Raw genomic sequence first — 6,918 nt, forward strand, 5'->3', positions numbered from 1 at the left:
CCTCGGGCGCCGGCGGGACCGGCGCTGTCTTGGGTCTTTCTCGGGATGTTCTGGGGTCCGGGCCGGGCGCCCGGCGCGCGCCGGCGTCAGGGCAGGCCGGTATCGGGTCCGCGGGCGCGGGCCAGCGTCACCATCCGCTCCAGCTCGGCCACGAGGGCGGGGCCGGTCAGCGGCAGCGGCGACAGGTGGTATCGTTCAAGAAGCCGGGCATAGCCCGGCGTGGCCAGCAGCGCGTCCATCCGCTGCCGCCACCAGTCGAAATCGGCGTCGGACACGTCCGGGCCCATGTAGACCCCGCGCATCACCGGCCAGTCCAGCGCCACGCCCTGCTCGCGCGCGGTGGGCACGCCGGCCAGCTCGCCGCCCAGCCGCGCCGGGGCATAGACCGCCAGCAGCCGCAGCGGCCGCCCGGCGTCGATCAGCGCCTGGCTGTCGGCCACGTCGTTCACGCAGGCCTGCACGAAGCCGCCGATCAGCCCCTCGCTGCAGCTGCCGCCACCATCGAAGCCGACGAAGCGGATCTCTCCGGCGCCAAGGCCCGCGGCCTTCGCGGTCATCGCCGCACGCAGCCAGTCGCGCCCGCCCAGCGTGCCGCCGCCGCCGATCGCCACCCGGTGCGGGGCGGCGGCCAGCGCTGCCAGAAACCCGCGCAGATCGCTCCAGGGCGCATCGTCGCGCACCACCATCGCCCCATGGTCGAGCCCCAGCGCCGCCAGCCACCGCACGTCGCCCAGCCCGTGGTCGCCGAAGCCGCCGCGGGCCAGCGCGTCGATCGAGCCTTCCGAGAAGGCGACGAGCGTGCCGTTCTCGGCCCGGCGGCGGTTGACGACTTCGTTGAAGGCGACCGCGCCCACCCCGCCGGGCAGGAAGTCGCGGGCGACCGGCGCCGCGAAAAGCCGGGTTTCCTGCGGCGCACCATCCAGCGCCTCGGCCAGCAGCCGGCAGGTCAGGTCGAAGCCGCCGCCGGGCCGGGCCGGGGCGACGCAGGCGGCGGCGGTCGGGGCGGCGACCGCCGGCCCGGGCAGCACGCCGGGCCAGAGCGCAAGGGCAAGCGCAAGCGCAAGGGCCGCCGCCCGGACGAGCGAACGGGCCAGCGACGCAGCCAGCCAGGCCGGCCGGCGGTCGTCGCGGCCTTCCGATGGCCGGAGCCTGCTGCGGCGTCGTGTCACTTTGAATCTCCCGTCGGCCCTGCGACCGTCTCCTGAGGGGCGTTATAGGGACGCGAAGCTGTCAACCGGCTGTCAGTTTCGGCCCAATGCGGCCCGCGGCGGCAGGAAATCGCCCCCGCCGCCCCGTCCGCCGGGGTCCAGTGCGGGATCACTCCGCCAGCAACGGCAGCAGCAGACTGGCCTCGAACCCGCCGCCGCGGCGGTTGCGGGCCTCGAAGCGGCCGCCATGCGCCTCGGCCACGGCGACGACCAGCGCCAGTCCCAGCCCGGTGCCGCCCCCAGCCCGGGCAGCGCCGTCCGCAGTCCGCGCAGCGCCGTCCTCGCCCAGAAACCGCTCGCCGATCCGCGCCAGCAGCGCGGGCGCCATCCCCGGCCCGCCGTCGGTGACGGTGATCCGCGCCATACCCGCCCCCTGCCCCGGCTCCGGCTCCGGCACCAGCGCCAGCGCCACCGTCCCGCCGACCGGGGCATGGCGCAGCGCGTTGTCCATCAGGTTGCTCAGCGCCTCGTAAAGCAGCGTCTCGTCGCCCGCGACCCGCAGCGCCGCCCCGGGCAGGTCGAGCTCGAGGTCGATCCGTCGCCGCCGCGCCGCGGGCAGCTGCATCCGCGCAAGCTCGGTCAGCACCGCGGCCAGCGCCACCGCCGGGCGCGGCGCCGCCTCGGCCGACAGGTGGCCCGCCCGCGCCAGCGCCAGCATCTGCGCCGTGGTCCGGGCCGAGCGGTCGATCACCGGCGCCATCGCCTGCAGCGCCGCCGCCCGCTCGGCCGGGTCGCGCGCGCCCATCGCCAGCTCGAGCTGCATGCGCAGGATCGACAGCGGCGTGCGCAGCTGGTGCGAGGCGGTGTCGAGCAGCTGGCGCTGCGCCCGCGCCAGCGCCGCCTGCCGCAGCAGCAGGCCGTTGAAACTGTCGATCAGCGGCTGCACCTCGCGCGGCAGCGCCGCCGCCGGGATCGGGGTCAGATCGTCGGCCGCGCGCCGGTCGAAACTGGCGCGCAGCCGGCGCAGCGGCTTCAGCGCCGCCCCCACCGCCAGCCACAGCAGGCCCAGCGTCACCGCCTCGGCCGCAAGATCGCGCCACAGCGCCAGCCGCTGCACCCGGCCAAGGAATTCGGCCCGCGACCCGGTGCTTTCGCCCAGCTGCAACAGCACGCTCTGCGGTTCCGCCGCGCCGTAAAGCGGCGCCGGCAGCGCCCGGCGCAGCGCCGCGACCCGCACCGGCTCGCCCAGATAGGTGGCGTCGTAGAAGCGCATCTCGCCCGGGGCCAGCGCCGTCGCAGGCTCGGGCAGGCCCGGATCGCCGATCTGCACCAGCCCGTCGTCGCTGCTGACCCGGACATAGACCGTGCCCGCCGCCGTGCTCTGCAGCGTCGCGAAGAGGTAATAGGGCAGCTCGACCCCCAGCCCGCCGTCGCGGGTCGAGATATTGGCCTCGATCACCCGCAGCGCGCCCGCCAGAGACCGGTCATAGGCGCTGTCGGCCAGCGCCGCGACCGTGATCCGCCCCGTCAGCGACGAGGTCGCCAGAACCACCACCGCCACCGGCAGCAGCCACAGCACCAGCGTCCGGCGCAGCGAGCGCGCCTCAGCCGCCATCGACCGGTTCCAGGAAATAGCCAAGCCCGCGCTGGGTCACCACCCGCACGTCGCTGCCTTCGAGCCGGCGGCGCAGACGGTAGATCATCACCTCGACCGCCTCGATCTGGATCTCGACCTCTTCCCCGACCAGCCGGTCCAGCAGATGCGCCTTCGATTGCGGCTCGCCCGGGCGCTGGATCAGCAGCTCGAGGATCGCATGTTCGCGCGGCGCCAGATCCAGCGGCGCGCCCGCCAGCGTGAAGCGCCGCCGCGGCGCGTCATAGCCCAGCGTGCCGCAGGTGAACTGCCCGCTGGCCCGGCCAAGGCTGCGCCGCAGCAGCGCGGTCAGCCGCGCCACCAGCTCGGCCAGCGCGAAGGGCTTGGTCAGGAAGTCGTCGGCGCCCTCGTGCAGCAGCTGCACCCGCTCGGCCAGATCGTCGCGCGCGGTCAGGATCAGGATCGGCACCGCCGCCCCCGCCTGCCGCACCCGCGCCAGCACCGCTGCCCCGCCCAGATCCGGCAGCCCGAGGTCGAGCAGCACCACGTCATAGCGCTCCTCGAGGATCCGCGCCGCGGCGATGGTGCCGCTGTCGGCCCAGTCGGTGACGATCCCGGCCTCGGCCAGCGACCGCACCAGCCAGCCGGCCAGTTCGGCATCGTCCTCGACCAGCAGGCAGCGCATGATCATCGCGGGGGCATCCTTCGGCGCGCCCGCGCGACAGGGACGGGGGCGCCCCTGATTACGCCCTGCGGCGCGCCCTCGGCAAGACCGCCCTGCCCGGCCCCCGGCCCCGCGCCAGGGCCCCCTAGCGCGCCGCGAACTCCGACAGCGCCGCGCAGACCCGCGCGAAGCTTGCCGCGGCCTTGGCCGAGCGGTGCCGCGCCCGCAGGTGGCCATGGACCAGCCCCGGCTCGACGATCCCCGCCGCCTCGCCCCCCGCCTCTGTCACCTTCGCCACATAGGCCGGCACGTCATCGGCCAGCGGATCGCATTCCGCCGCCAGCGCCAGCAGCGGCGGCAGGCCCGCGAACTCCCCGGCCAGCAGCGGAGTGGCCCGCGGATCGGCCAGCGGCGGCCCGCCGAAGCGCAGCCGGGCATAAAGCTCCATGTCCGCGGTGGTCAGCATCGGCGCCTCGGCCTGCAGCACAAGGCTCGAGTCCGGCGCATGGGGCGGCGCGTGCAGCCCGAGCGAGGGGTAGATCAGCACCATCCCCTTCACCGCGCCGCGCATCTCGGCCGCCACCGCCGCCGCCAGCGTGCCCCCGGCGCTGTCGCCGCACAGCAGGATCGGCCCCTCGGCCGCCAGCGCCCGCGCCACCGCCAGCGCGTCGTCGATCTGCGCGGGGTGAAGATGCTCCGGCGCCAGCCGGTAATCGGCCGCGATCACCTCGCGCCCGGTGGCCGCCGCGATCTCGGCGCAGACATCGTCATGGCTGTCGAGCCCGCCCAGCACGAAGCCGCCGCCATGCAGGTACAGCACCACCGGCCCCTGCCCCGGCCCGTAGCGGCGCACCGGCACCCCGGCGATCTGCCCGTCCTGCGCGATGATCCCGTCGGGATAGCCGTGGTGAAAGGCCCGCGCCATCGCGTCATAGAGCCTGCGCTGCCCCGCGATGTCCTCGGGCGCGACCTCTTCGGTGTAATGCGCGGCGGTGGCCGCGATGAAGGCGCGGATCTCGTCGTCCAGATGGTCTCGGTAATTCATGCGGCCCCCCGTTCGCGGCCGATCCTATCGACCGCGACACGGGATGCCAGCGCGTTCAGCCGGGCAGCGCCCCGCAGAAGCCGCCGGCCGCGGCCTGCCCCGATCCCAGCGCGAAGGCGGGCGGTGCCTGCCAGGGGTTCGGCGGGCTCGCCGCCAGATCAAGGCCCACGACCGCGGCCAGCCCGACGATCGCGATCAGCGCGGTGAAGCGACGGGTCATGCGCGGGCCTCCAGTCCAAGCCGCGGCCGCAGCCAGATGCCGACGAAGGCCCCGGCGAAGGCCATCGCGAACCAGGCCCAGCCATGCAGGCTGCCGGTGGCGATGCCCGAGAAGAAGGCCCCGACATTGCAGCCGAAGGCCAGACGCGAGGAATATCCCAGCGCCAGCCCCGCGATCACCGTGGCGACCCAGGCCCGCGCCGGATAGCGCGGCAGCGGCGCCGCCAGCGCACCCCGCCGCCAGGCCGCGACGCCGAAGGCCCCGGCGATCAGCCCGATGTCGGTGAGCGAGGTGTAATCGGTCAGGATCGAGCCCTGCACCCGCGCCACCGACCCCGGCGCCGCGAAGAAGGCCGAGCCCGACAGATCGCCCCCCAGCGCCACGAAGCCCTTCGCGGCCCAAAGCCCAAGGCCATAGACCACGCCCCAGGGCTGGCCCGCGATCACGAGGTTCGCCACCGCCAGCGCCGCCAGCAGCACCGCCGCCAGCAGGTAGCGCCCGGGGATCGCCCGCGTGCCCGGCGCCGCGCGCCACAGGAAGATCGCGGCCAGCACCGCCAGCCCGACCAGCGTGACCGCCAGCCCCGGCAGCCCGCCCAGCGTCAGGATCGGCAGCGCGCCGAGGTTCGTCCACCAGATCAGGTGATAGGCGCCCGCGAAGCTGCCGATCGCGAAGAAGGGCAGCGCCAGCAGGCTGACCGGGTTGCCCGATCCCGCGTTGACCAGCGTGCCTGAGCCGCAGCCCAGCACCAGCTGCATCGCCGCGCCGAAGACGAAGGCGCCGCCAAGCATCGCCCAGCCGATCGGGGCCTGCGCGCCGCCGATCTCGCCGGGATGGGCGGCGATCAGCGGGATCGCCACCACCGCGACCAGCGCGATCGCCAGCAGCTGCGCCAGGATCCCCGCCGGCTCGCGGCGCAGGATCATCGCCCGCCACGGGCCCGCGAAGCCGAAGCGCAGCCCCTCCAGCACGACGCCGAAGCCAAGCCCCACCGCCAGCAGCATCCCGAAGCGCGCGCCCACGAACAGCGCCACCGCCGCGACGGCGGCCAGCGCCGCCAGCAGCAGCAGCGCCCTTGTGCCGATCCGCCCGCCCTCGGCCGGCGCGACAGCCGCGACCGTCATCAGTTGCCGCCCCCGAACTGCTTCAGCAGGTTGTCGACGAGGCCGGGGGTGTTCTCCATTTTCCCGCCGGTCTGCGAATATTCGACCATCGATCCGGGATAGAGCTTCACGTTCTCGATCCCCGCCAGCTCGGACATGGCGAACCAGTCGGTCGCCGCCCAGTGGCCGGTGTTGCAGAAGGACACGACCTCCTGCCCGTCCTTGATCCCCAGCTTCGCCTTCAGCGCCGCAGCATCGTCGACGCGCGAGATCGCGGTCGCGCCGGGGCGGAAGAAGCCCGAATGCGGCACGTTCATCGCGCCGGGCAGCGTGCCCGGACGCGCCGCGGCCTTGTGCGCCTGCTCGCCCTCGAAGAACGCGGGCGGGCGGGCGTCGACCAGCAGCGCCTGCGTCTCGCCCTCGACGACCGAGGCGACCTCGGGCGTCTCGGCGGTCCACTGGTTGTTCCAGGTGATCGTCAGCTCGCTCGGCGCCGGGCTCGCGGCGGCATCCGACAGCGGCAGGCCCGCGTTGACCCAGGCCTGCGCGCCGCCGTTCAGGATCGAGATATCCTCGAAGCCCGAGCTCTTCAGCGTCCAGTAGACCCGCGCCGCCGATCCGAAATCGTTGTCGTCATTGCCCTGCGCCACGACCACCACCGGCCGGTCGAGCGTCAGGCCCAGCTTCTCGTACCGCGCCTCCAGATCGGCCACCGGCACCAGCGCGCCCGGGTTCGCCGCCGGGCCGCGGAACAGGCCGTAGGGCGCGTCGAGCGCCCCCTCGATATGGCCGCCGGCGTAGCCTTCACCGCGGATGTCCAGAACCACCGGCGCGCCGTCGCCGCCCGCGGCCAGCGCCGCCTGCAGATCGGTCGGGGTCACCAGCGGATCGCCCCCCAGCGCGAAGGCCGAGGTGGCGGCAAGAAGGCCGGCAAGGCCGGCGGCGGCGGTCAGGATCGGGCGGGTCATGGCAGTCCCTCGGGCAAACGGAAAGTTGTCCCGAATTTCGGCGTTTTCCCGCCGGGTGCAAGGGCGCGACCCGGCCCGACCTCGGGTCAGACGCGAACGCATGTCCCGCTTGCGGCCGTCATGGCCCTGCCCGGGCATCCCATCGCGGTCGCCCGCGGGACAGCGGCCCGCTTCGG

The 6,918-nt window shown here is 74.5% G+C and carries 7 protein-coding genes; all 7 read right to left on the bottom strand.

What is annotated here, in order from left to right:
* Positions 1 to 86: 86 nt before the first annotated feature.
* Positions 87 to 1,169 (bottom strand): Bug family tripartite tricarboxylate transporter substrate binding protein, encoded by a 1,083-nt coding sequence (locus V8J36_RS16760; protein WP_336468468.1) that lies wholly within the window; start codon positions 1,167 to 1,169, stop codon positions 87 to 89.
* Positions 1,170 to 1,317: 148 nt separating this feature from the next.
* A complete protein-coding gene (locus tag V8J36_RS16765; protein WP_336468469.1) occupies positions 1,318 to 2,763 on the bottom strand; it encodes a sensor histidine kinase in 1,446 nt (481 codons plus the stop codon).
* Positions 2,753 to 3,433, bottom strand: coding sequence for a response regulator (locus tag V8J36_RS16770; RefSeq protein WP_336468470.1), 681 nt, complete (start codon positions 3,431 to 3,433; stop codon positions 2,753 to 2,755). The genes V8J36_RS16765 and V8J36_RS16770 overlap by 11 nt, the downstream gene beginning before the upstream one ends.
* A gap of 118 nt (positions 3,434 to 3,551) precedes the next feature.
* Positions 3,552 to 4,451, bottom strand: a complete 900-nt coding sequence (locus tag V8J36_RS16775) for an alpha/beta hydrolase (RefSeq protein ID WP_336468471.1) — start codon at positions 4,449 to 4,451, stop codon at positions 3,552 to 3,554.
* Positions 4,452 to 4,506: 55 nt separating this feature from the next.
* Complete coding sequence (locus tag V8J36_RS16780) at positions 4,507 to 4,671, bottom strand: hypothetical protein (RefSeq protein ID WP_336468472.1); 165 nt, start codon at positions 4,669 to 4,671, stop codon at positions 4,507 to 4,509.
* On the bottom strand, positions 4,668 to 5,795 hold the full coding sequence (locus V8J36_RS16785; RefSeq protein WP_336468473.1) for a YeeE/YedE family protein: 1,128 nt from the start codon (positions 5,793 to 5,795) through the stop codon (positions 4,668 to 4,670). The genes V8J36_RS16780 and V8J36_RS16785 overlap by 4 nt, the downstream gene beginning before the upstream one ends.
* Complete coding sequence (locus V8J36_RS16790) at positions 5,795 to 6,742, bottom strand: sulfurtransferase (RefSeq protein ID WP_336468474.1); 948 nt, start codon at positions 6,740 to 6,742, stop codon at positions 5,795 to 5,797. Before V8J36_RS16790 ends, V8J36_RS16785 begins: the two co-directional genes overlap by 1 nt.
* Between the last annotated feature and the right edge of the window lie 176 nt (positions 6,743 to 6,918).

The sequence above is a fragment of the Frigidibacter sp. MR17.14 genome (assembly GCF_037095735.1).
Taxonomy (GTDB): Bacteria; Pseudomonadota; Alphaproteobacteria; order Rhodobacterales; family Rhodobacteraceae; genus Frigidibacter.